This is a genomic window from Enterobacter cloacae complex sp. Mu1197, assembly GCF_040059225.1.
In the GTDB taxonomy this organism is placed as follows: domain Bacteria; phylum Pseudomonadota; class Gammaproteobacteria; order Enterobacterales; family Enterobacteriaceae; genus Enterobacter; species Enterobacter quasiroggenkampii.
The window spans coordinates 781,104-802,767 of the sequence record NZ_CP157375.1 but is presented as its reverse complement, the minus strand read 5'-3'; the positions used below and the strand labels follow the sequence as shown (position 1 = coordinate 802,767).

General features: G+C 55.6%; 19 protein-coding genes. 11 read left to right on the top strand and 8 right to left on the bottom strand.

Annotated features, from left to right (window positions below; translation table 11 throughout):
- Positions 1–62 precede the first annotated feature (62 nt).
- The 3 genes from aceF to pdhR all read right to left on the bottom strand — a co-directional run bounded on the left by aceF (position 63) and on the right by pdhR (position 5,524).
- On the bottom strand, positions 63–1,958 hold the full coding sequence (aceF, locus tag ABFV38_RS03735; RefSeq protein WP_023326706.1) for a pyruvate dehydrogenase complex dihydrolipoyllysine-residue acetyltransferase: 1,896 nt from the start codon (positions 1,956–1,958) through the stop codon (positions 63–65).
- A 14-nt stretch (positions 1,959–1,972) separates the two neighbouring features.
- Positions 1,973–4,636: a pyruvate dehydrogenase (acetyl-transferring), homodimeric type gene (gene aceE / locus ABFV38_RS03730; RefSeq protein WP_028015529.1), complete on the bottom strand. Its 2,664-nt coding sequence runs from the start codon at positions 4,634–4,636 to the stop codon at positions 1,973–1,975.
- A 123-nt stretch (positions 4,637–4,759) separates the two neighbouring features.
- Positions 4,760–5,524, bottom strand: coding sequence for a pyruvate dehydrogenase complex transcriptional repressor PdhR (pdhR, locus tag ABFV38_RS03725; RefSeq protein WP_008501960.1), 765 nt, complete (start codon positions 5,522–5,524; stop codon positions 4,760–4,762).
- Between the two features lie 263 nt (positions 5,525–5,787).
- Here pdhR and ABFV38_RS03720 point away from each other — a divergent pair, with 263 nt between their 5' ends.
- The 4 genes from ABFV38_RS03720 to ABFV38_RS03705 all read left to right on the top strand — a co-directional run bounded on the left by ABFV38_RS03720 (position 5,788) and on the right by ABFV38_RS03705 (position 9,955).
- Positions 5,788–6,015 carry a hypothetical protein gene (locus ABFV38_RS03720; protein WP_083261508.1) on the top strand — a complete coding sequence of 76 codons (228 nt, stop codon included), beginning with the start codon at positions 5,788–5,790 and terminating at the stop codon, positions 6,013–6,015.
- Positions 6,016–6,061: 46 nt separating this feature from the next.
- A complete protein-coding gene (gene aroP / locus ABFV38_RS03715; RefSeq protein ID WP_024907477.1) occupies positions 6,062–7,432 on the top strand; it encodes an aromatic amino acid transporter AroP in 1,371 nt (456 codons plus the stop codon).
- 164 nt (positions 7,433–7,596) lie between these two features.
- A complete protein-coding gene (locus tag ABFV38_RS03710) occupies positions 7,597–8,994 on the top strand; it encodes an MFS transporter (RefSeq protein ID WP_045907808.1) in 1,398 nt (465 codons plus the stop codon).
- A 10-nt stretch (positions 8,995–9,004) separates the two neighbouring features.
- On the top strand, positions 9,005–9,955 hold the full coding sequence (locus tag ABFV38_RS03705; protein WP_348958529.1) for a family 43 glycosylhydrolase: 951 nt from the start codon (positions 9,005–9,007) through the stop codon (positions 9,953–9,955).
- An 18-nt stretch (positions 9,956–9,973) separates the two neighbouring features.
- On the opposite strand, the gene ampE is transcribed toward ABFV38_RS03705, so the two are convergent.
- Entirely contained in the window at positions 9,974–10,828 is an 855-nt protein-coding gene (ampE, locus tag ABFV38_RS03700; protein ID WP_045907806.1) for a beta-lactamase regulator AmpE, read from the bottom strand.
- Positions 10,829–10,837: 9 nt separating this feature from the next.
- Entirely contained in the window at positions 10,838–11,389 is a 552-nt protein-coding gene (gene ampD, locus ABFV38_RS03695; RefSeq protein WP_235403534.1) for a 1,6-anhydro-N-acetylmuramyl-L-alanine amidase AmpD, read from the bottom strand.
- 87 nt (positions 11,390–11,476) lie between these two features.
- On the opposite strand from ampD, the gene nadC reads away from it, so the two are divergent.
- From nadC to hofC, 4 genes are all read left to right on the top strand, one after another.
- Positions 11,477–12,370: a carboxylating nicotinate-nucleotide diphosphorylase gene (gene nadC, locus ABFV38_RS03690; protein WP_348958528.1), complete on the top strand. Its 894-nt coding sequence runs from the start codon at positions 11,477–11,479 to the stop codon at positions 12,368–12,370.
- A gap of 176 nt (positions 12,371–12,546) precedes the next feature.
- Complete coding sequence (gene ppdD, locus ABFV38_RS03685) at positions 12,547–12,984, top strand: prepilin peptidase-dependent pilin (RefSeq protein ID WP_126534281.1); 438 nt, start codon at positions 12,547–12,549, stop codon at positions 12,982–12,984.
- A gap of 10 nt (positions 12,985–12,994) precedes the next feature.
- Complete coding sequence (gspE, locus tag ABFV38_RS03680; protein ID WP_343666621.1) at positions 12,995–14,377, top strand: type II secretion system protein GspE; 1,383 nt, start codon at positions 12,995–12,997, stop codon at positions 14,375–14,377.
- A complete protein-coding gene (hofC, locus tag ABFV38_RS03675) occupies positions 14,367–15,551 on the top strand; it encodes a protein transport protein HofC (RefSeq protein ID WP_348958526.1) in 1,185 nt (394 codons plus the stop codon). The genes gspE and hofC overlap by 11 nt, the downstream gene beginning before the upstream one ends.
- A 41-nt stretch (positions 15,552–15,592) precedes the next feature.
- Here the strand turns inward: hofC and ABFV38_RS03670 are convergent, their stop codons facing one another.
- The gene (locus tag ABFV38_RS03670) at positions 15,593–16,636 is read right to left on the bottom strand and encodes a GMP reductase (RefSeq protein ID WP_348958525.1); all 1,044 of its coding nucleotides are present in this window, start codon (positions 16,634–16,636) and stop codon (positions 15,593–15,595) included.
- A 228-nt stretch (positions 16,637–16,864) separates the two neighbouring features.
- Between ABFV38_RS03670 and coaE the strand changes: the two genes are divergently transcribed.
- The 3 genes from coaE to yacG are packed head-to-tail and all read left to right on the top strand — an operon-like array spanning position 16,865 to position 18,432.
- A complete protein-coding gene (gene coaE, locus ABFV38_RS03665) occupies positions 16,865–17,485 on the top strand; it encodes a dephospho-CoA kinase (protein ID WP_348958523.1) in 621 nt (206 codons plus the stop codon).
- Positions 17,485–18,228 carry a cell division protein ZapD gene (gene zapD, locus ABFV38_RS03660; protein ID WP_348958521.1) on the top strand — a complete coding sequence of 248 codons (744 nt, stop codon included), beginning with the start codon at positions 17,485–17,487 and terminating at the stop codon, positions 18,226–18,228. The genes coaE and zapD overlap by 1 nt, the downstream gene beginning before the upstream one ends.
- 9 nt (positions 18,229–18,237) lie before the next feature.
- Positions 18,238–18,432 (top strand): DNA gyrase inhibitor YacG, encoded by a 195-nt coding sequence (gene yacG, locus ABFV38_RS03655; protein ID WP_023615920.1) that lies wholly within the window; start codon positions 18,238–18,240, stop codon positions 18,430–18,432.
- Positions 18,433–18,457: 25 nt separating this feature from the next.
- On the opposite strand, the gene mutT is transcribed toward yacG, so the two are convergent.
- A complete protein-coding gene (gene mutT, locus ABFV38_RS03650; RefSeq protein ID WP_167213987.1) occupies positions 18,458–18,859 on the bottom strand; it encodes an 8-oxo-dGTP diphosphatase MutT in 402 nt (133 codons plus the stop codon).
- A 57-nt stretch (positions 18,860–18,916) separates the two neighbouring features.
- The gene (gene secA / locus ABFV38_RS03645; protein ID WP_021240521.1) at positions 18,917–21,622 is read right to left on the bottom strand and encodes a preprotein translocase subunit SecA; all 2,706 of its coding nucleotides are present in this window, start codon (positions 21,620–21,622) and stop codon (positions 18,917–18,919) included.
- Positions 21,623–21,664: the final 42 nt, after the last annotated feature.

Here is a 21,664-nt window from a genome sequence, read left to right as displayed (position 1 = left end):
AATAACCTCACAAACACCATGAGATTATCAGAAAAAAGCCGGCCGACTGGCCGGCTTTTCGATTACATCACCAGGCGGCGAATGTCGCTCAGCATGTTGTTGATGATGGTGATGAAACGCGCACCATCAGCACCGTCGATCACGCGGTGGTCGAAGGACAGAGAGATTGGCATCATCAGACGCGGCACGAACTCTTTGCCATTCCACACCGGCTCCATCGCGGACTTGGACACACCGAGGATAGCCACTTCCGGCGCGTTCACAATCGGCGCGAAGTGGGTGGTACCCAGGCCGCCGATGCTGGAGATGGTGAAGCAGCCGCCCTGCATTTCGCCGGCAGTCAGCTTACCATCACGCGCTTTCTTGGAGATGGTGGTCAGTTCACGGGACAGCTCAGTGATGCTCTTCTTGTTCACGTCTTTGAAGACCGGAACAACCAGACCATTTGGCGTATCAACCGCAACACCGATGTTGATGTATTTCTTCAGCGTCAGCTTCTGGCCGTCTTCGGACAGGGAGCTGTTGAAGCGTGGCATCTGTTCCAGAGCCGCAGCAACCGCCTTCATGATGAAGACCACTGGGGTGAATTTCACGTCCAGTTTACGCTTCTCAGCTTCGGCGTTCTGCTGTTTACGGAACGCTTCCAGATCGGTGATATCGGTCTTATCGAAGTGCGTAACGTGCGGGATCATCACCCAGTTACGGCTCAGGTTCGCACCAGAGATTTTCTGGATACGGCCCAGTTCCACTTCTTCGATTTCGCCGAACTTGCTGAAGTCCACTTTCGGCCATGGCAGCATGCCCGGGATACCGCCGCCAGCGGCTGCAGCTGGTGCAGCTTCGGCGCGTTTCACCGCGTCTTTCACGTAGGTCTGAACGTCTTCGCGCAGGATACGACCCTTACGGCCGGTCCCTTTCACTTTCGCCAGGTTCACACCGAATTCGCGCGCCAGGCGACGAATCAGCGGCGTCGCGTGGACGTAAGCGTCGTTTTCAGCGAACTCTGATTTTTCTGCTTTTGCAGCAGGGGCAGCGGCTGGTTTAGCAGCCTGAGCCGGTGCAGCAGCCGGTGCTGGAGCAGCCGCGGCAGCCGGAGCTGCGGCAGGCGCAGCGCCTTCCACTTCGAAGACCATGATCAGAGAGCCGGTAGACACTTTGTCGCCGGTGCTGATTTTGATCTCTTTAACGGTACCCGCGAATGGCGCAGGGACTTCCATAGAAGCCTTGTCGCCTTCAACGGTGATCAGTGACTGTTCAGCGGCAACTTTGTCGCCCACTTTTACCATCACTTCGGTGACTTCAACTTCATCACCGCCGATGTCCGGTACGTTAACGTCTTTCGCGCCGCCAGCAGCGGCTGGTGCTGCGGCTGGCGCCGGAGCAGCGGCCTGTGCAGGCGCGGCAGCAGGTGCAGCACCTGCCACTTCGAAGATCATGATCAGGGAGCCAGTAGACACTTTGTCACCGGTGTTGATCTTGATCTCTTTAACGGTACCCGCAAACGGTGCTGGCACTTCCATAGAGGCTTTGTCGCCTTCTACGGTGATCAGTGACTGCTCGGCCGCAACGGTATCGCCCACTTTCACCAGGATCTCAGTCACTTCAACTTCGTCACCGCCGATGTCAGGCACGTTCACTTCTTTCGCGCTCGCGGCAGCTGCTGGAGCAGCGGCGGCCGGAGCGGCTTTCTTCTCTTCCTGCGCAGGTGCAGCAGCGGCTGCACCGTCGGCGGAATCGAAAATCATGATCAGTTTGCCAGTCTCGGTTTTATCGCCAACAGAGACTTTGATCTCTTTAACGATGCCAGCCTGAGGAGACGGGACTTCCATAGAGGCTTTGTCGCCTTCTACGGTGATCAGCGACTGTTCAGCTTCAACTTTGTCGCCTACTTTGACCAGGATCTCGGTGATTTCAACTTCATCAGCCCCGATGTCCGGTACATTGATTTCGATAGCCATTATTCTTTTACCTCTTACGCCAGACGCGGGTTAACTTTTTCTGCATCGATGTTGAATTTGGTGATTGCGTCCGCAACCACTTTCTTATCGATTTCGCCACGTTTAGCCAGTTCGCCCAGTGCTGCTACAACCACGTAAGAAGCATCAACTTCGAAGTGGTGACGCAGGTTTTCGCGGCTGTCAGAACGACCGAAGCCGTCAGTACCCAGAACGCGATAATCATCAGCTGGAACGTAAGTACGAACCTGCTCAGCGAACAGTTTCATATAGTCAGTAGACGCCACCGCTGGCGCGTCGTTCATCACCTGAGCGATGTACGGAACGCGTGGGGTTTCCATTGGGTGCAGCATGTTCCAGCGCTCACAATCCTGGCCATCACGCGCCAGTTCAGTGAAGGAGGTCACAGAGTACACGTCGGAACCGACACCGTAGTCTTTCGCCAGGATCTGCGCTGCTTCACGAACGTGACGCAGGATAGAACCGGAGCCCAGCAGCTGAACTTTACCTTTGCTACCTTCGATGGTTTCGAGTTTGTAGATACCTTTACGGATACCTTCCTCGGCACCTGCTGGCATTGCCGGCATGTGGTAGTTTTCGTTCAGGGTGGTGATGTAGTAGTAAATGTTCTCCTGCGCTTCACCGTACATGCGCTGCAGACCGTCATGCATGATGACTGCCACTTCATACGCGTAAGACGGGTCGTAAGAGATACAGTTAGGGATAGTCAGAGACTGAATGTGGCTGTGACCATCTTCGTGTTGCAGACCTTCACCGTTCAGGGTCGTACGACCGGAAGTACCACCGATCAGGAAGCCGCGAGCCTGCTGGTCGCCTGCCTGCCAGCACAGGTCACCGATACGCTGGAACCCGAACATGGAGTAGTAAATGTAGAACGGGATCATCGGCAGGTTGTTGGTGCTGTAAGAGGTCGCAGCAGCCAGCCAGGATGCGCCTGCGCCCAGCTCGTTGATACCTTCCTGCAGGATCTGACCTTTCTCGTCTTCTTTGTAGTAAGCAACCTGCTCACGGTCCTGCGGGGTGTACTGCTGGCCGTTCGGGCTGTAGATACCGATCTGACGGAACAGACCTTCCATACCGAAAGTACGCGCTTCGTCGGCGATGATTGGCACCAGGCGATCTTTGATCGACTTGTTCTTCAGCATCACGTTCAGGGCACGAACGAAAGCGATAGTGGTAGAGATCTCTTTGTTCTGCTCTTCCAGCAGCTGAGAGAAGTCTTCCAGCGCTGGCAGTTCCAGCTTCTCGGTGAAGTTAGGCTGGCGAGCTGGCAGGTAGCCTTTCAGCGCCTGACGACGTTCGTGCAGGTACTTGTGCTCTTCAGAGCCTTCCGGGAAGGTGATGTAAGACAGGTTTTCTACCTGCTCATCGGTGACTGGAACGTTGAAACGGTCGCGGATATAACGCACGCCGTCCATGTTCATTTTCTTAACCTGGTGAGCGATGTTTTTACCTTCTGCGGTATCACCCATGCCGTAACCTTTGATGGTGTGGGCCAGGATTACAGTCGCTTTACCTTTGGTTTCACGTGCTTTTTTCAGTGCAGCGTAGATTTTCTTCGGATCGTGACCACCGCGGTTCAGGGCCCAGATCTGCTCATCAGTCCAGTCTGCAACCAGGGCTGCGGTTTCTGGATATTTGCCGAAGAAGTGCTCACGCACATAGGCACCGTCTTTGGATTTGAAGGTCTGGTAGTCACCGTCAACGGTTTCGTTCATCAGCTGGATCAGTTTACCGCTGGTGTCTTTACGCAGCAGTTCGTCCCAACGGGAACCCCACATGACTTTGATCACGTTCCAGCCAGCACCTGCGAAGATGCCTTCCAGTTCGTTGATGATCTTGCCGTTACCGGTTACCGGACCATCCAGACGCTGCAGGTTACAGTTGATGATGAAGCACAGGTTGTCCAGCTTCTCACGGGTCGCGATGGTGATCGCGCCTTTGGATTCTGGCTCATCCATTTCGCCGTCGCCCAGGAAGGCGTATACGGTCTGCTCAGAGGTGTCTTTCAGACCACGGTGTTCCAGATACTTCAGGAATTTCGCCTGGTAGATCGCACCGATTGGGCCCAGACCCATTGATACGGTCGGGAACTGCCAGAATTCAGGCATCAGTTTAGGGTGCGGGTAAGAAGACAGACCTTTACCGTGAACTTCCTGACGGAAGTTGTTCATCTGCTCTTCAGTCAGACGACCTTCCAGGAATGCACGTGCATAGATGCCCGGAGAGATGTGGCCCTGGAAGTACACCAGATCGCCGCCGTCTTTCTCGTTCGCTGCACGGAAGAAGTGGTTGAAGCACACTTCGTAAACGGTCGCAGAAGACTGGAAGGACGCCATGTGGCCACCCAGCTCCAGGTCTTTCTTGGATGCGCGCAGAACGGTCATGATGGCGTTCCAGCGAATTGCAGAACGGATACGACGTTCCAGATCCAGATTGCCCGGGTATTCCGGTTCGTCTTCGACGGCAATCGTGTTTACGTAGTTGCTAGCCCCTGCACCTGAAGCAACCTTCACACCGCCTTTGCGGGCTTCAGAAAGCAGCTGATCAATCAGATACTGAGCGCGCTCAACACCTTCTTCACGGATGACCGATTCGATCGCCTGTAGCCAGTCGCGAGTTTCGATCGGATCCACGTCATTTTGGAGACGTTCTGACATGGGGGTATTCCTTATCTATCTAATACGTTGATTTGTCTGGAACCTGTCCCATTGTGCTCTTGGGCAAGAACACAATAAGACAGGTTCTGCGTTTAGTTGCCGCGCTCTAAAAGTACCTGGCGCTTAATCCTTTCGTTGCTGTATGCGGCGTAATGAACGTTCGCGACGCGATTGTTCACGGCTGCGGTCCAGCAAGATTTCCTCAATGAAAGCCAGATGGCGGTGCGACGCTTCGCGCGCCTGCTCCGGTTCCCCGGCCATTATCGCCTCGAATACTCGGGTGCGATGGTTGCTTACCAGTGGGAGCATGTCCCGACGGGCATACAACAATTCAAAATTTTGACGAACGTTCTGGGCCAGCATCGGCTCCATGCAGCGTAGCAGATGGAGGAGCACCACATTGTGTGCCGCTTCGGTGACGGCGATTTGATACTGGACGACGGCGCTGGACTCGGCGTCTAAATCGCCGGACTGCTGTGCCCGTTCAATGGCCTGATGCAGTTCGCGGATACGCACGCGATCTTCATCAGTGCTGCGAAGGGCGGCGTAATAGGCCGCAATACCTTCCAGCGCGTGACGGGTCTCAAGCAGGTCAAACTGGGATTCTGGGTGGTCAGAGAGAAGTTCTACCAGCGGATCGCTGAAGCTCTGCCACAGGCTGTTTTGCACAAAGGTTCCGCCGCCCTGGCGACGAAGCAGCAAGCCCTTTGCTTCGAGACGTTGAATCGCCTCACGCAGAGAAGGACGTGAAACGTCGAACTGTTTTGCCAGCTCGCGTTCTGGCGGAAGTTTCTCACCCGGGCGCAGAGTCCCTTCGAGGATTAAAAACTCCAGCTGCTGCTCAATCACATCAGATAGTTTTGGTTGGCGAATTTTGCTGTAGGCCATATTCCCTGTCTTACGCCTTTTTGCCCGGAGTCAATTGGTCTTACCAATTTCTATTTCGTATCGCTAAAGTAACAAAGTATTCACCTTCTGTCCATATTGGTTTTGATTGAAATCAGTAAACCCTGCACATTTTAACAACCTTACAGAAATAACGTTTCAGAAATGTAACTTTGCACAAATGAGTTGATTACCCCCAAAGAGGGAGTTTTAACCATAATGAAACGAGGGTTTTTGCAATCTGAAGCGATTCAACAAGGCAAATAATGAAAATTCGCCCACTTAAGGCGCATTTCTATTCTATAGGTTGGGAGAGGAACAACGAGCGGGCCGATTTACAAATGCTTTCTTTTTATTCAAGTCGTCATCACCCCTTCATAAAGCAGGTGCATTCGCAGGCACTTACCACTATTCTGGCGCTTACGGAAGTCATCTCCGCTTTTTTCGGTCTCGTTTACCGTAAAGAAATAAATACAGAATATGGATTTTCATAATTACACACGCTCAGCGTGAACATAACAACCACACACGAGGTTTCAAATGGAAGCTCAACAGCACGGCGATCAGCTAAAGCGCGGGCTTAAAAACCGCCATATTCAGCTCATCGCACTGGGCGGTGCGATTGGTACCGGCCTGTTTCTGGGCAGCGCATCCGTTATCCAGTCTGCCGGTCCGGGCATTATTTTGGGTTACGCGATTGCGGGTTTCATTGCTTTTCTGATCATGCGCCAGCTGGGCGAAATGGTCGTGGAAGAGCCGGTCGCGGGCTCCTTCAGCCACTTTGCCTATAAGTACTGGGGCAGCTTTGCCGGTTTCGCCTCGGGCTGGAACTACTGGGTGCTGTACGTTCTGGTTGCCATGGCCGAACTGACCGCCGTCGGGAAATACATTCAGTTCTGGTATCCCGAAATCCCAACCTGGGCTTCTGCTGCAGCCTTCTTCGTCATTATCAACGCCATTAACCTGACCAACGTTAAAGTGTTCGGGGAGATGGAGTTCTGGTTTGCCATCATCAAGGTCATTGCCGTGGTAGCGATGATTATCTTTGGCGGCTGGCTGCTGTTCAGCGGCAACGGCGGCCCGCAGGCCACCGTGCGCAACCTCTGGGAACAGGGTGGCTTCCTGCCTCACGGCATGACCGGTCTGGTGATGATGATGGCCATCATTATGTTCTCCTTCGGCGGTCTGGAGCTGGTAGGGATCACTGCCGCTGAAGCCGACAACCCGGAGCAGAGCATCCCGAAAGCCACAAATCAGGTTATCTACCGTATTCTGATCTTCTATGTGGGCTCACTGGCCGTGCTGCTCTCCCTGCTGCCGTGGACGCGCGTCACCGCCGACACCAGCCCGTTTGTGCTGATCTTCCACGAGCTGGGCGACACCTTTGTCGCCAACGCTCTGAACATCGTGGTGCTGACCGCAGCGCTCTCCGTATACAACAGCTGCGTATACTGCAACAGCCGTATGCTGTTCGGCCTCGCCCAACAGGGCAACGCGCCGAAGATGCTGCTTAACGTTGATAAACGCGGCGTGCCGGTGAATACCATCATTGTTTCCGCCATCGTGACCGCCCTGTGCGTGCTCATTAACTACATGGCACCGGAATCGGCGTTTGGCCTGCTGATGGCGCTGGTGGTCTCTGCTCTGGTCATCAACTGGGCGATGATCAGCCTGGCACACATCAAGTTCCGCCGCGCGAAACAGCAGCAGGGCGTCACCACGCGCTTCCCTGCCCTGCTCTATCCGCTGGGTAACTGGATTTGCCTGCTGTTCATGGCCGCCGTGCTGGTGATCATGCTGATCACGCCGGGTATGGCGATTTCCGTCTACCTGATCCCGGTCTGGATTGCGATCCTGGGCGTGGGCTATCTGTTCAGTCAGAAAAGCCGTAATGCCATGAAGGCGCACTAAGCCTCCCTCCGCGGTACCTGCTTTTGCGGGTGCCGCGCGTTGTTACCTCCCTCACACTTTCGCGCCCACAGCGCATTTATCCATATCACCGCCCTGATACTGCAACGCATATATCCCTTCGCCAGCGAATAATTCTCTCCATACCGTAAACCGGAGAGCTGTCGATGGATAACAACACCCTGTCAGTAAAAGAAAAGATCGGCTATGGGATGGGCGACGCCGGATGCAACATTATCTTTGGCGCCATCATGCTGTTTGTTAACTATTTTTATACGGATATTTTTGGCCTCGCCCCTGCGCTGGTCGGCGTACTGCTGCTGTCTGTCCGCGTGATTGACGCCGTAACGGACCCGATCATGGGCGCGATTGCCGACCGTACCCGCAGCAAATATGGCCGGTTTCGTCCATGGCTGCTGTGGATCGCTTTCCCCTACGCGCTGTTCAGCATCCTGATGTTCACCACGCCAGAGTGGAGCTATAACAGCAAAGTTATCTATGCCTTTGTCACCTATTTCCTGCTGTCGCTGACCTATACCGCCATCAACATCCCCTACTGCTCGCTGGGCGGGGTGATCACTAACGACCCGAAAGAGCGCGTCGCCTGCCAGTCGTATCGCTTCGTGCTGGTCGGCATCGCCACGCTGCTGCTCTCATTAACGCTGCTGCCGATGGCCGACTGGTTTGGCGGGGACAACAAAGCCAAAGGCTACCAGATGGCAATGACCGTGCTGGCGCTGATTGGCACCTGTATGTTCTTGTTCTGCTTCGCCACCGTGCGCGAGCGCGTGCGCCCGGCGGTGCAGACCAACGATGAGCTGAAAAACGATCTGAAAGACGTGTGGAAGAACGACCAGTGGGTGCGCATTCTGCTGCTGACGCTCTGCAACGTCTGCCCCGGCTTTATCCGCATGGCGGCCACCATGTATTACGTTACCTGGGTGATGGGCCAGAGTACCCACTTCGCCACGCTGTTCATCAGCCTGGGCGTTGTTGGCATGATGCTCGGCAGCGTGCTGGCAAAAGTGCTGACCGACCGCTGGTGTAAGCTGAAGGTCTTCTTCTGGACCAATATCGTGCTGGCGATTTTCTCCTGCGCCTTTTATTTCTTCGACCCGAAAGCCACCGTCACCATCGTGGTGCTCTACGTCCTGCTGAACATCCTGCACCAGATCCCGTCTCCGCTGCACTGGTCGCTGATGGCCGACGTGGACGACTACGGCGAGTGGAAAACCGGGAAGCGCATCACCGGCATCAGCTTCTCGGGCAACATCTTCTTCCTGAAGCTGGGGCTGGCGATTGCCGGGGCGATGGTCGGGTTCCTGCTCTCCTGGTACGGCTACGACGCGGGCGCGAAAGCGCAAAGCGCGGACGCCCTTAACGGGATCGTGCTGCTCTTTACCGTCATTCCCGGCATTGGATACTTAATTACCGCGGGCGTGGTGCGTCTGCTGAAGGTGGATCGTGAAACCATGAAGCAGATCCAGGCCGATCTGGAGAAACGCCGCACCAACTACCGTGAACTGAACGACTATCAGGAACTGAAAGCCGCAGAGACAAAATAAGGAGAGCCAAATGCATCAGTGGCCAAACCCGTTTATCGAACAACGCGCCGATCCGTACATTTTACGCCATGAGGAGCAGTACTATTTTATCGCCTCCGTGCCGCAGTACGACAGGCTGGCGATCCGCCGCGCAGCGTCGCTGGAAGGCTTACGTCATGCCGATGAAGTGGTGGTCTGGCGTAAACCCGACGCTGGCCCCATGAGCCAGCTCATCTGGGCGCCGGAACTGCATCATATCGACGGAAAGTGGTACATCTATTTTGCCGCGACGCACACGCAGGCGCTCGATGCACTCGGGATGTTCCAGCACCGCATGTTTGCCATTGAGTGTACCGACAGCGATCCGCTTACCGGCACGTGGGTGGAAAAAGGGCAAATCAAAACCCCGTTCGATACCTTTGCTCTGGACGCTACCTCCTTTGTGCATCAGTGGAAACGCTGGTATCTGTGGGCGCAAAAGGCACCGGATATCACCGGGAACTCCAACCTTTATCTGTGCGAAATGGCGAACCCGTGGACGCTAAAAGGTGAGCCGGTGATGCTCAGCAAACCGGAGTATGACTGGGAGTGTCGCGGATTTTGGGTTAACGAAGGCCCGGCGGTGTTGGTTCACGGCGATAAGCTGTTTATCAGCTATTCCGCCAGCGCCACCGACGAGAACTACTGCATGGGACTGCTGTGGATAGACCTGAATGCCGATCCGCAAAACCCTGCAAACTGGCACAAATCCCCGCGCCCAGTATTCGCCACCAGCTACGAAAATCGCCAGTACGGCCCGGGACACAACAGCTTTACGCAAACGCCGGAAGGGGAAGATGTGCTGGTGTATCACGCGCGAAACTACACCGAAATTGAGGGCGATCCGCTTTACGATCCGAACCGTCATACCCGCCTGAAGCGCGTCCGCTGGAATGAAAACGGGATGCCTGATTTCGGCATCCCGCCTGCGGATACGCTTTAGTCTTTGCGGCGCGCTGGCTTACACCAGCGTGCCGTAGATCGTCAGCAGCGCCACGATAACCACCACCACAAACGACGTTTTCTTCGCCATGGAGACAGCGGCTTTCGGTGTTTCAATCTTGTCGGTATGCGGCTCACGCGCCAGCGAGAACTGTGCCAGACGCGTTAACACCTGGTACTGCGACGTATGGCGGTCAGCCAGCGAAGCAAACCATGCGGGCAGCGCTTTCTCACCGTGACCAATTAACGCATACACCACGCCCACCAGACGCACCGGGAGCCAGTCGAGCACGTGCAGGATGGCATCGATGCCGGACAGCAAACGTTCATGCGGCGTCAGATAGCGGGCAAGCCAGGTCTGCCAGGCGCGCAGGAACGCATACCCCATCAGCAAGACCGGTCCCCACGGGCCGCCCACCACAAACCAGAACAGCGGCGCCAGGTAGTAACGGAAGTTAATCCACAGCAGCGCGTTCTGCAGTTCGCGCAGAAACTCGCGCTCGTCGCAGTCCGGCGGCACGCCGTGGATCATCGTCAGCTCGCTCGCCATGGCACCGCGCGCATGGGCATCGTCACGGGAGGCGGCTTTCAGGTAGGCGTGATAGTGCAAACGCACCTTGCCCGCACCAATGCACAGCACGCCGAGCAGGATCCACACCACCAGCAGCGGCACGTTGAAAAACAGTCCATGCAGCGCGCGCAGCAGCAGGAACGTAATGACCATCACCCCCGCCATCATCAGCAGCGTACGCAGCAGAGAAAAGTGCTTAATCCGGCGGAAAAGCACCTCCAGCCGGTGATCCAGATGCCAGTGCTCGCCGAGCTTGAACAGGCGTTCAGCGATGATGACCAGCAGCATGGTAAACAACGTCATGGTATCTCCTTATTCTGACGACGCGGTGAGCATGGCGCGGAACCGCGTCCAGTCGAATGCCGGGCCGGGATCGGTTTTTCTCGCCGGGGCAATATCACTGTGTCCCGTAATATTGTCGGCGATGGCCGGATAGAGTCCGATAAGCGTGCGGGTCACAGCCGCTAACTGTTGATACTGTGAATCGGTGTAGGGCGTGGTATCCGTGCCTTCCAGTTCAATCCCGATAGAAAAATCGTTGCACCGTTCGCGCCCGTGATACATCGACACCCCGGCATGCCAGGCGCGCTTATCAAAGGGAACATACTGAACCACTTCACCATCGCGACGAATCAGGCAGTGAGCCGACACGCGCAGATGCGCAATCTCAGCAAAGAAAGGATGGGCATCGGGATCAATCGTTCCCGTGAATAACGCTTCGATCCACGGGCCGCCAAATTCCCCCGGCGGGAGACTAATATTATGAACCACCAGCAGTGTGGGCTTTTCATCCTCCGGGCGGCAGTCGTGGTGCGGCGAAGGCACATGCCGCGCATCCACCAGCCATCCGTTTTCTAACAACATGCTGGAACTCCTTATGTATGGTGCTGTTACTCGGTTCAGAGTAGCATGTTTCAATATTATGATTCGTTACCAATTTGGAGTTTTATCATGCCGCCTCGCCGCTACAACCCCGACCACCGACGTGAAGCGCTTCTGGAACGTATTAATATGGATATTCCGGCAAGCGTTGCCCATGCTTTGAAAGAAGACCTGGGGGGTGACGTCAATGCCGATAAAGATATTACCGCACAATTGTTGCCAAAAGAGACACGCTCCCACGCGGTCATTATCACCCGCGAAGAGGGTGTTTTTTGCGGCAAGCGCTGGGTTGAAGAGGTCTTTACCCAACTGGCGGGCGATGATGTGCAGGTAACATGGCACGTGGAAGATGGCGATAGCGTCACGCCAAATCAGCCGCTGTTCGAGCTGGACGGCCCCTCCCGCGTCTTGCTGACCGGCGAACGTACCGCGCTCAATTTTGTACAAACGCTCTCTGGCGTTGCCAGTGAAGTGCGCCGCTACGTTGACCTGCTGGCCGGCACCCAAACCCAGCTGCTGGATACCCGCAAAACGCTGCCGGGCCTGCGCACGGCGCTGAAGTACGCGGTGCTCTGCGGCGGCGGCGCAAACCATCGTCTGGGCCTGTCCGACGCTTTCCTGATTAAAGAGAACCACATTATTGCCTCGGGCTCCGTGCGCCAGGCGGTGGAGAAGGCCTTCTGGCTGCACCCGGACGTGCCGGTTGAAGTGGAAGTGGAAAACCTGGACGAGCTGGAGCAGGCGATTAAGGCCGGGGCCGATATCATCATGCTCGATAACTTCGAAACCGAGCAGATGCGTGAGGCGGTAAAACTGACCAACGGCCGGGCCCAGCTCGAAGTGTCCGGAAACGTCACCTTCGAAACAATCCGTGAATTTGCCGAAACCGGCGTGGATTACATCTCCGTCGGCGCGCTGACCAAGCACGTTCGCGCTCTCGACCTCTCGATGCGTTTTAAATAGTCATTCCTCTCCCCTCTCCGCCCGGAGAGGGGAATTTCAGCCCCGCTCGCAAATCCGCTGTTCTTCCCTGCAACGCGGCATAAATTCTCTGAATGCGCTCTCCCGTTCCTTTTTTTGCCCCTCGTTTCTGCCCTTTCGCGCTGACAGAGTAGCGCCACCTAACGTAAGGAGCAGATATGAACAGACAACACGGATTCACTCTCATTGAGCTGATGGTGGTCATCGGCATTATTGCGATTCTGAGCGCCATCGGCGTACCTGCCTATCAAAACTACCTGCGCAAAGCGGCGCTGACCGATATGCTGCAAACCTTCGTTCCCTACCGCACCGCCATTGAGCTTTGCGCGCTGGATCACGGGGGCGTGGAGAGCTGCGATGCCGGCAGCAACGGCATCCCTTCCCCCACCACGACACGCTACGTGTCGGGAATGAGTGTAGCGAAAGGGGTCGTGACCTTAACAGGACAGGAAAGTCTTAACGGGCTGGAAGTGGTCATGACGCCGCAGTGGAACGACGCTAACGGTATGACGGGCTGGACGCGTCTCTGCAACATCAGCGCTGATAGCGCCCTGAAGCAGGCCTGCGAAGACGTTTTCCGCTTCGACAATAACTGAGGGGCGAAAAATGAAGACCGATCAACTCGTGGCGCTTTGTCTTCGCCATCACGCACTGCTGCTTACCAGCGACAGTGAAATGGTCAGCATTGCCGTCGTGGGCAACCCCGCGGCCGAACTCATGGAAGCGCTGCGTTTCGCGACTCAGAAACGGATTGATATTGAGTGCTGGAGCGCTGAGCGCATGGAAAAACACCGGCAGCTCACGTCACAATCGCATCTGCCCGGCGTTTCGCAAGCGCATTCAACGGTAGATATCCTCAACCACACGCTGCAGCAGGCAATCAATCAGCGCGCCTCTGATATTCATATCGAACCGATGGAGCACGCGTGCCAGATTCGTTTACGTATCGACGGCGTACTTTGCCCGCAGCCTCCGCTTGCGGCGGAACTGGCTAACCTGCTCAGCGCACGCTTAAAAGTACTGGGTAACCTGGATATTGCTGAGCGCCGTTTACCCCAGGACGGCCAGTTTACGATTGAGCTGGCCAACGAGCCGGTCTCGTTTCGGATCGCGACGCTTCCCTGCAGCGGCGGCGAGAAAATTGTGCTGCGTCTCCTGCAGCAGGTTCCACAGGCCCTTGAGCCGAAAGCGCTTGGCATGAATGCTGAGCAGCTGGCCTGTTTTAATGCGGTTCTCCACCAGCCACAGGGGCTGATTCTGGTCACCGGGCCTACCGGCAGCGGCAAAACCGTGACGCTGTACAGCGCGCTGCAGTCGCGTAACACCCCTGACGTCAATATCTGCAGCGTCGAAGATCCTATTGAGATCCCCCTTGCCGGATTAAACCAGACGCAGATTAATCCCCGGGCGGGTTTAACCTTCCAGAGCGTGCTGCGGGCGCTGCTGCGTCAGGATCCCGACATCATAATGGTCGGCGAAATCCGTGACGGTGAAACGGCCGGGATTGCCATTAATGCTGCCCAGACCGGGCACCTGGTGCTGTCGACCCTGCATACCAACTCGACGACGGAAACGCTGGTTCGCCTGGAGCAGATGGGCGTCGCACGCTGGATGATTTCCTCCGCGCTGACGATGGTGATTGCTCAGCGACTGGTTCGACGTCTGTGCCCGTACTGCCGACAGAAAAGCGGGGAGCATGCGGACTTACCTCGATCAGTATGGCCCAGACCGCTTCCACGCTGGCAGCCTACCGGCTGCGAGCGCTGTTACCACGGTTTTTATGGCCGCGTGGCCATTTTTGAAGTACTTGGGATCGACAATGCCCTGCGGCAGGCCATCGCCAGCGGGGCGGGAACAGACGTCATCGAGGCGAGCGCCAGGCAGGCAGGGATGATTTCTCTTTTTGAACACGGCTGCATGGCCGTCGAACAGGGGCTAACCACGATTGAAGAGTTGCTGCGCGTCCTGGGAATGCCCAATGGCGGCTAATCAGCTCTGGCGCTGGCGTGCGCTCACCAAAGATGGAGAACCCCGAAGCGGGACACTGTGGGCCACGGACCGCAATGCGGCCTTCACCCGGCTAATGCGTAACGACCTCCATCCTCTGACGCTAACCCGATGCGCGCAGCGATACCGCTGGCGGCAACACCACTGCGACGAGATGTTTCATCAGCTCGCCACGCTTCTGCAGGCTGGACTGACATTATCCCACAGTCTGCAAATGCTGGCAGAGCAGCATCCGTTACAACCGTGGCAGGCACTGCTGCAAAGCATTGCCGATGAGCTCAGTGAAGGATGCCCGTTTTCGGCGTCGCTAAAAAAGTGGCCAGCCGTTTTTAGCCCGCTGCATGTCTCGATGGTGAAGACCGGGGAGCTGACAGGGAAGCTGGAGGCGTGCTGTCGTCAGCTCGCGCAGCAACAAAAAGCGCAGCAGCAGCTCAGTGCAAAAGTGAAAAAGGCGCTGCGTTACCCGGCGATCGTCCTGACGCTGGCTGTAGTGGTTGTGCTGGCGATGGTCACCCTGGTCCTGCCCGAGTTTGCCGCGATCTACAAAACGTTTAATACCCCGCTTCCCGTGCTGACGCAGATGGTCATGGGAATGGCCGCCTTTATGCAGTCATATGCCCTCGCGTTATTCGCCCTGCTACTAACCCCCTTTGCCATCGCCTGGGCTCTTCGGCAGAACCCTCGCTGGCAGCAAATCCTGATGCAGACGCCCGTGATGGGCGCACTGGCAAAAGGCCAAAAGCTGGGACACATCTATACCGTGCTGTCACTCACGCAACAGGCAGGCATCCCCTTTTTACAGGGTCTGGAGAGTGCAGAAGAAACTGTTGAGAGCCGGTACTGGCAAGGGATACTTCGCAACGTGCGGGAGGACATTGAAAAAGGTCTGCCCGTCTGGTCATCCTTTCAGAAGGCGGCATTGTTTACCCCGCTCTGTATTCAGCTTTTACGAACCGGTGAGATGTCAGGTGCGCTGGACATCATGCTGGCAAACCTTGCCCGTCATCACACGGAACAGACCTTTCAACGAGCAGATAACCTGGCGGCGCTTCTGGAGCCGCTGCTACTGATTGTGACGGGGGTCATTATCGGTACGCTGGTGGTGGCAATGTACCTGCCGATATTCCACCTGGGAGATGCGATGAGCGCGGGATAGTACAACAGGGCTGGCGCACGGGCATGCGCCAGCGAAAGCCATTACAGACTATTGAATACGCGGTTTTCTTGTTCCTGAACGCGAATAAACGTCGTACGCTTTGTCAGCTCTTTCAGGCGGGAGGCGCCCACGTAGGTGCAGGCAGATCGCAGGCCGCCGAGGATATCGCGTGCGGTGTTTTCAACCGGGCCGCGCAGGGGCAGCTTCACGGTTTTGCCTTCTGCCGCGCGGTATTTTGCCACGCCACCGACGTGACGGGTCATCGCAGACTCAGAGCTCATGCCGTAGAACAGCATAAATTTCTCGCCGTTCTCTTCAACGACGGTACCGCCGCTCTCTTCATGGCCTGCCAGCATACCGCCGAGCATCACGAAGTCCGCGCCGCCGCCGAAGGCCTTTGCGACATCACCCGGCATGGTGCAACCGCCGTCGCTGATGATCTGGCCGCCCAGTCCGTGCGCCGCGTCGGCACATTCAATGACGGCAGAGAGCTGCGGATAACCGACGCCGGTTTTGACGCGAGTGGTGCATACGGAGCCCGGGCCAATGCCCACTTTCACGATATCGGCACCGGAGAGGATCAGTTCTTCACACATTTCACCGGTCACCACGTTGCCCGCAATGATAGTTTTTGTCGGCCAGGTCTCACGCGCCTTGCTGACGAACTGCACGAAGTGCTCGGAGTAACCGTTCGCCACATCAATACAAACGAAGTTCAGCGCCGGGTTAGCCTTCAGGATCTGTTTGGTCTTCTCGAAATCCGCATCGGAGGTGCCGGTGGAGACCATCACGTGCTTCACCACATCAGCAGAGGCGGACGCAACAAACGCATCCCACTCTTCAGGGCTGTAATGTTTGTGCACGGCGGTGAGAATATCGAACTGTGCCAGCGCGGTTGCCATCTCGAAGGTTCCCACAGTATCCATATTGGCAGCGATGATCGGCACGCCAGACCAGGTCTGACCGGAATGCTTAAAGGTGTATTGACGTTCGAGTTCAACGTCTGAGCGACTTTTCAGTGTAGAGCGTTTAGGGCGGATAAGAACGTCTTTGAAACCTAACTTCAGATCTTCTTCGATACGCATGTGCGGATTCCTGGGGTTAGAGGCAAATATGTTAAAAGCACAACTCCAGTGACGCTATCATACGCACTAATACCTGCTCCGCAAGACTGCGAAATTCTCTTTTTTTACGCTACAATCCTATAAATTTACCTGGTAAAAAGCCGGTAAACAGGGTTAAACAGTGACTGGCGCATCTGTGATTTTTAATCTACTGATTTTTATAATGAATAATTCCCAGGATTTGATTTAATGGGGTATATCGTTGCATTAACCGGCGGCATCGGTAGTGGCAAAAGTACCGTTGCGGACGCGTTTTCTCGTTTGGGTATCACGATTATCGATGCCGATATTATTGCCCGCCAGGTGGTAGAGCCCAATACACCCGCGCTAAAGGCCATCGCAGAACATTTTGGTCTGACAATTATCAATGACGATGGCACCCTAAATCGCCGTCAGCTTCGCGAATGCATTTTTTCCGATTCCGCGGAAAAAGTCTGGCTTAATAGCCTTCTCCACCCCATCATCCACCAGGAAACGCAGCGTCAGATCGCCGCGGCTCGCTCGCCCTATGTCCTGTGGGTGGTTCCGCTGCTGGTTGAAAATCAGCTGCAGAAGAAAGCCGACCGTGTGCTGGTGATTGATGTCACCCCCGAAACGCAAATCCAGAGAACCATGACGCGCGACCACGTCTCGCGAGAACATGCTGAACACATTCTTGCCGCTCAGGCCACGCGCGCTCAGCGCCTTGCCGTGGCGGATGATGTCATTGATAATAACGGCGCACCAGATGCCATTGCATCGGATGTTGCCCGTCTGCACGCGCAGTATCTGACGTTTGCCGCGCAGGCCGTTGCACAGGAAAAACCATAATGTCGACACACATCCTTTTTGAGCATCCGCTCAACGAAAAAATGCGTACCTGGCTGCGCATCGAATTCCTCATTCAGCAGCTTTCACAACATCTGCCGGTTAACGATCACGCTACGGCGTTGCATTTCTTCCGCAATGTAGGCGATCTGCTGGATGTGATTGAACGCGGCGATGTCCGCACAGAATTGCTTAAAGAGCTGGAGCGCCAGCAGCGTAAATTACAGGCATGGGCTGAGGTTCCGGGGGTGGATGTAAGCCGTATCGATTCCCTTCGCCAGCAGCTTAAAACCAGCAGCGGCATCCTGATGGCTGCACCGCGCGTCGGGCAGTTTTTGCGTGAGGACCGCCTGATTGGCCTGGTGCGCCAGCGCCTGAGCATCCCTGGCGGTTGCTGCAGCTTCGACCTGCCGACGCTGCATATGTGGCTCCATATGCCACAAGCCCAGCGTGACGCGCAGGTGAACAGCTGGCTGGCAAGCCTGGAGCCGATGCACCAGACGCTGTCGCTGATCCTCGATCTGATCCGTAACTCAGCGCCGTTCCGCAAGCAAACCAGCCTGAATGGTTTCTACCAGGACAACGGTGATGATGCCGATCTTTTGCGCCTGAATTTATCGCTTGGCGAACAGCTTTATCCGCAAATTTCCGGGCATAAGAGCCGCTTTGCGATTCGCTTTATGCCGCTGGACAGCGAAAATGGCACCGTGCCGGAACGCCTCGATTTTGAACTGGCCTGTTGTTAAGGAGTGCCGATGTCTGATGTCACCACCGTAAACTGCCCTACCTGTGGCAAAACCGTTGTCTGGGGCGAAGTAAGTCCGTTCCGCCCATTCTGCTGCAAACGCTGCCAGCTTATTGACCTGGGCGAATGGGCGGCGGAAGAGAAACGTATTCCGAGTAAAGGCGATCTCTCGGACAGCGACGACTGGAGTGAAAATCAGCAGTAATCTGTAAAGCCTGCTGACGCGTCGCTTAGCAGGCCTTCGGTTGTGCAACGAGCCGCATGATCACAGGCTCGTTGGCTGGCGGGAATTTTTCGGCATCACTTGCCTGAAGCGCCACCCAGTTACCCGGCTGCCCTTCTTTTCCCCAGGGCTCACCTTCCCAGTTTTCCACCAGCCAGAACCACAGCGTAATGTGCCTGTCCGGGAACTGGTATTCGAGCTTATCAAACAGCGTTGCGCCAAGCGGGGTGATCCCGACTTCTTCCTGAAGCTCGCGAACCAGCGCCGCTTCCGGGGTTTCACCAGCCTCAATTTTTCCGCCTGGAAACTCCCATTTGTTCGCCATATGGGCGTCGGCAGCACGCTGGGTGATAAAGATTTGGTTTTGCGGGTTGCGAATAATCCCGACGGCAATTTGCAGTATTTTCATATTGTTACTTCCATAAAAAAGGCGCAGATGTCTGCGCCTTTTTGTTTTTTTATGAATTTAGCTCAGACGCCCGTGGCACGCCTTGTACTTTTTACCGGAGCCACATGGGCACGGATCGTTACGACCCACTTTGCGATCGCCAGTCTGCGCGGCGATCGCCGCTGCGGCTTCGCTGTCGTCGGTCTGATGGCTCAGCTGTTGCATTTGTGCCAGACGCTCGGCTTCTTCACGACGCTGCTGCTCCATCGCTTCTACCTCTTCCGGCATACGCACCTGAACCTTGCTCAGGGTGCTGATCACTTCATACTTCAGCGACTCCAGCATAGACGCAAACATGGAGAAGGACTCACGCTTGTATTCCTGCTTCGGATCTTTCTGCGCATAGCCACGCAGGTGGATACCCTGACGCAGGTAGTCCATCGCCGCCAGATGCTCTTTCCACAGGGAATCCAGCGTCTGCAGCATCACGCCTTTTTCGAAGTGACGCATCATCTCAGCGCCAACAACCTCTTCCTTACGCTTGTAAACATCCAGCGCGGTTTCGTAGATACGTTCGCGCAGGGTCTCTTCGTGCAGCTCAGGCTCTTTATCCAGCCACTCTTTGATAGGCAGATCGAGGTCAAAGTCGTTTTTCAGACGTTCCTGCAGGCCTTCGATGTCCCACATCTCTTCCAGAGACTGAGGTGGAATATGCGCATCAATCGTGGCTTTAAACACATCTTCACGAATGCTGTTGATGGTTTCACTCACATCGGATACGTCCAGCAGTTCGTTACGCTGGGTGTAGATCGCACGGCGCTGGTCGTTAGCCACGTCATCGTATTCCAGCAGCTGCTTACGAATATCGAAGTTGCGGCTTTCCACTTTACGCTGGGCGTTCGCGATCGCTTTGGTGACCCACGGGTGCTCAATGGCTTCGCCTGGCTTCATGCCCAGCTTGCGCATCATGCCGGACACGCGGTCGGAGGCGAAAATACGCATCAGCGCATCTTCCATCGACAGGTAAAAGCGGGAAGAACCGGCATCACCCTGACGACCCGCACGGCCACGCAGCTGGTTATCGATACGACGCGATTCATGACGCTCGGTACCGATAATGTGCAGACCACCGGATGCCAGCACCGCGTCATGACGCACCTGCCAGTCGGCCTTGATCTGCGCAATCTGTTCAGGCGTTGGGTTTTCCAGCTCAGCCACTTCGGCCTGCCAGCTACCGCCCAGCATAATATCGGTACCACGACCCGCCATGTTGGTGGCGATGGTTACCGCAGCCGGATAACCTGCCTGCGCAACAATGTCCGCTTCTTTGGCGTGGAATTTGGCGTTCAGTACGTTGTGCTTGATGCCCGCTTTCGTCAGCTCGTGAGAAACCACTTCGGATTTTTCAATGGAGATGGTCCCCACCAGAACCGGCTGGCCTTTGGCAGTACGCTCGCGGATATCTTCGATGATTGCCTGAATTTTTTCCGCTTCGGTCATATACACCAGGTCCGGCATATCCTTACGGATCATCGGACGGTTGGTTGGAACGACCACGGTATCCAGCTTGTAGATGGAGCTGAATTCAAACGCTTCGGTATCGGCAGTACCGGTCATGCCCGCCAGCTTCTCGTACAGACGGAAGTAGTTCTGGAAGGTGATAGACGCCAGCGTCTGGTTTTCGTTTTGAATATCCACGCCTTCTTTGGCTTCTACAGCCTGGTGCAGACCGTCAGACCAGCGACGCCCCTGCATGGTACGGCCGGTGTGCTCATCGACAATGATCACTTCGCCGTCTTTCACGATGTAGTCGACGTCGCGGGTGAACAGCGCGTGGGCACGCAGCGCGGCGGTCACGTGGTGCATCAGCATGATGTTGCTCGGGGAGTACAGAGACTCGCCCTCTTCCATAATGCCTTCAGCAACCAGCAGCTCTTCAATTTTCACCAGACCACGTTCGGTCAGGTTCACCTGGCGCGCTTTTTCATCAACGGAGAAGTGGCCTTCACCCTGGAAGGTATCCGAGTCTTCTTTCTCCTGACGCAGCAGGTGTGGAATGATTTTGTCGACTTTACGGTACATCTCGGAGCTGTCTTCAGCCGGGCCGGAGATGATAAGCGGGGTACGCGCTTCATCGATCAGGATGGAGTCCACCTCATCCACCAGCGCATAGTGCAGCTTACGCTGGACACGCTCTTCAGGGCTGAACGCCATGTTGTCACGCAGGTAGTCGAAGCCGTATTCGTTGTTGGTACCGTAGGTGATATCCGCATTGTACGCTTCACGCTTGGCTGGCGCAGGCAGGCCGGACATGTTGATACCGACGGTCATACCGAGGAATTCGAACAGTGGACGGTTGTTTTCGGCATCACGCTGCGCCAGATAGTCGTTGACGGTAACGACGTGAACGCCTTTACCGGTCAGCGCGTTCAGGTAAGCCGGCAGCGTTGCGGTCAGGGTTTTACCTTCACCGGTACGCATTTCCGCGATGCAGCGCTCGTTAAGCACCATACCACCCAGCAACTGAACGTCGAAGTGACGCATGCCGAATACGCGCTTACTTGCTTCACGCACGACAGCAAACGCTTCCGGGATCAGGCTTTCTAAGGTTTCACCTTTTTCCAGACGCGCACGGAATTCCGCCGTTTTCGCTTTCAGCTCATCATCAGAGAGCTTCTCCATCGCCGGTTCCATACCGTTGATGACGGCAACAGCTTTGCGCATACGGCGCAGGGTACGATCGTTACGACTACCAAAAACTTTAGTTAATAATTTGATTAGCATAATAAATTCTCAAACGCCCCATCATGGGCAGATAAATTAAGG

Bases quoted from the DNA above. Each gene is read 5' to 3' on its own strand.
- yacG (WP_023615920.1), top strand. From the start codon at position 18,238: ATGTCTGATGTCACCACCGTAAACTGCCCTACCTGTGGCAAAACCGTT.
- mutT (WP_167213987.1), bottom strand. From the start codon at position 18,859: ATGAAAATACTGCAAATTGCCGTCGGGATTATTCGCAACCCGCAAAAC.
- ABFV38_RS03705 (WP_348958529.1), top strand. From the start codon at position 9,005: ATGCATCAGTGGCCAAACCCGTTTATCGAACAACGCGCCGATCCGTAC.
- ampE (WP_045907806.1), bottom strand. From the start codon at position 10,828: ATGACGTTGTTTACCATGCTGCTGGTCATCATCGCTGAACGCCTGTTC.
- secA (WP_021240521.1), bottom strand. From the start codon at position 21,622: ATGCTAATCAAATTATTAACTAAAGTTTTTGGTAGTCGTAACGATCGT.
- hofC (WP_348958526.1), top strand. From the start codon at position 14,367: ATGGCGGCTAATCAGCTCTGGCGCTGGCGTGCGCTCACCAAAGATGGA.
- aroP (WP_024907477.1), top strand. From the start codon at position 6,062: ATGGAAGCTCAACAGCACGGCGATCAGCTAAAGCGCGGGCTTAAAAAC.
- ppdD (WP_126534281.1), top strand. From the start codon at position 12,547: ATGAACAGACAACACGGATTCACTCTCATTGAGCTGATGGTGGTCATC.
- aceE (WP_028015529.1), bottom strand. From the start codon at position 4,636: ATGTCAGAACGTCTCCAAAATGACGTGGATCCGATCGAAACTCGCGAC.
- gspE (WP_343666621.1), top strand. From the start codon at position 12,995: ATGAAGACCGATCAACTCGTGGCGCTTTGTCTTCGCCATCACGCACTG.
- ABFV38_RS03710 (WP_045907808.1), top strand. From the start codon at position 7,597: ATGGATAACAACACCCTGTCAGTAAAAGAAAAGATCGGCTATGGGATG.
- aceF (WP_023326706.1), bottom strand. From the start codon at position 1,958: ATGGCTATCGAAATCAATGTACCGGACATCGGGGCTGATGAAGTTGAA.
- coaE (WP_348958523.1), top strand. From the start codon at position 16,865: ATGGGGTATATCGTTGCATTAACCGGCGGCATCGGTAGTGGCAAAAGT.
- ampD (WP_235403534.1), bottom strand. From the start codon at position 11,389: ATGTTGTTAGAAAACGGATGGCTGGTGGATGCGCGGCATGTGCCTTCG.
- nadC (WP_348958528.1), top strand. From the start codon at position 11,477: ATGCCGCCTCGCCGCTACAACCCCGACCACCGACGTGAAGCGCTTCTG.
- zapD (WP_348958521.1), top strand. From the start codon at position 17,485: ATGTCGACACACATCCTTTTTGAGCATCCGCTCAACGAAAAAATGCGT.
- ABFV38_RS03670 (WP_348958525.1), bottom strand. From the start codon at position 16,636: ATGCGTATCGAAGAAGATCTGAAGTTAGGTTTCAAAGACGTTCTTATC.
- pdhR (WP_008501960.1), bottom strand. From the start codon at position 5,524: ATGGCCTACAGCAAAATTCGCCAACCAAAACTATCTGATGTGATTGAG.
- ABFV38_RS03720 (WP_083261508.1), top strand. From the start codon at position 5,788: ATGAAAATTCGCCCACTTAAGGCGCATTTCTATTCTATAGGTTGGGAG.